At 70.8% G+C, this 1,546-nt stretch carries 1 protein-coding gene; it reads left to right on the top strand.

Features of this window, described 5'->3' with window-relative positions:
• Positions 1–1,502, top strand: a 1,502-nt coding sequence (locus P1P70_RS44445) for a 3-hydroxyacyl-CoA dehydrogenase family protein (protein WP_319248156.1), incomplete at its 5' end; no start/stop codon positions are given.
• Positions 1,503–1,546: the final 44 nt, after the last annotated feature.

Here is a 1,546-nt window from a genome sequence, read left to right as displayed (position 1 = left end):
GGGTGGCGGGGAAGGCGGGCAGGTTCGCGGCGAACCTGCCCGCCTTCCCCGCCACCCTGCGTAAGCAGACCAACGGCGCGCCCTATCCGGCGCCGCGCCGCATCCTCGCCGCCGCCGTCGAGGGCGCCCAGGTCGACTTCGAGACCGCCCAGGTCATCGAGGCCCGCTACTTCGTGGAGCTGGCCGCCGGGCAGACCTCGAAGAACATGATCCAGGCCTTCTTCTTCGACCTCCAGGCCGTCAACTCCGGCGCGAACCGCCCCCAGGGCATCGAACCCCGCCAGGTCCGCAGGGTCGCCGTCCTCGGCGCCGGGATGATGGGCGCCGGCATCGCGTACTCCTGCGCCCGCGCGGGCATCGAGGTCGTCCTGAAGGACGTGACGCCCGAAGCGGCAGCGAAGGGCAAGGGGTACTCGGAGAAGCTCTGCGCCAAGGCGGTCGCCAAGGGCCGCACCACCCAGGAGAAGGCCGACGCCCTCCTCGCCCGGATCACCCCCACCGCCGACCCGGCCGACCTCGCGGGCTGCGACGCCGTCATCGAGGCCGTGTTCGAGAACACCGAGCTCAAGCACAAGGTGTTCCAGGAGATCGAGGGGGTCGTGGCGCCGGACGCCCTGCTCTGCTCCAACACCTCGACCCTTCCCATCACCGAGCTGGCCGAAGGCGTCGTCCGCCGGTCCGACTTCATCGGCCTGCACTTCTTCTCGCCCGTCGACAAGATGCCGCTGGTCGAGATCATCAAGGGCGAGCAGACCGGCGACGAGGCCCTGGCCCGCGCCTTCGACCTGGTCCGCCAGATCAAGAAGACCCCGATCGTCGTCAACGACTCGCGCGGCTTCTTCACCTCCCGGGTCATCGGCCACTTCATCGACGAGGGTGTCGCGATGGTCGGCGAGGGCATCGAGCCCGCCTCCGTCGAACAGGCGGCGGCCCAGGCGGGCTACCCCGCCAAGGTCCTCTCCCTCATGGACGAGCTGACCCTCACCCTGCCCCGCAAGATCCGCGCGGAGTCCCGGCGGGCCGTGGAGGAGGCGGGTGGCACCTGGACCGTCCATCCCGCCGAGGCCGTCATCGACCGCATGGTCGACGAGTTCGGACGCCCCGGCCGCAGCGGGGGTGCCGGGTTCTACGACTACGGGTCCGACGGGCGCCGTGCCAAGCTCTGGCCCGGACTGCGGGAGCACTTCACGAAGCCGGGTCACCGGATCCCGTTCCGGGACATGCAGGAGCGGATGCTCTTCTCCGAGGCGCTGGACACGGTGCGGCTGCTGGAGGAGGGGGTGCTCACGTCCGTCGCCGACGCCAACATCGGGTCGATCTTCGGGATCGGGTTCCCGGGGTGGACCGGTGGGGTGCTGCAGTACATCAACGGGTACGAGGGTGGGCTGCCGGGGTTCGTCGCGCGAGCGCGGGAGTTGGCCGGGCTCTATGGGGAGCGGTTCGAGCCGCCGGGGCTGTTGGTGGAGAAGGCGGAGGCGGGGGAGCGGTTCGGGGACGTGTGAGGTTGCGTGGGGCGGCTCGGGGTTTTCTCGCCCCCGCCGCCCCT

Source organism: Streptomyces sp. MB09-02B (genome assembly GCF_033794485.1).
Classification (GTDB): Bacteria; Actinomycetota; Actinomycetes; order Streptomycetales; family Streptomycetaceae; genus Streptomyces.
The sequence above is the reverse complement of the archived record's forward strand: the minus strand, read 5'-3'. Positions and strand labels throughout refer to the sequence as shown.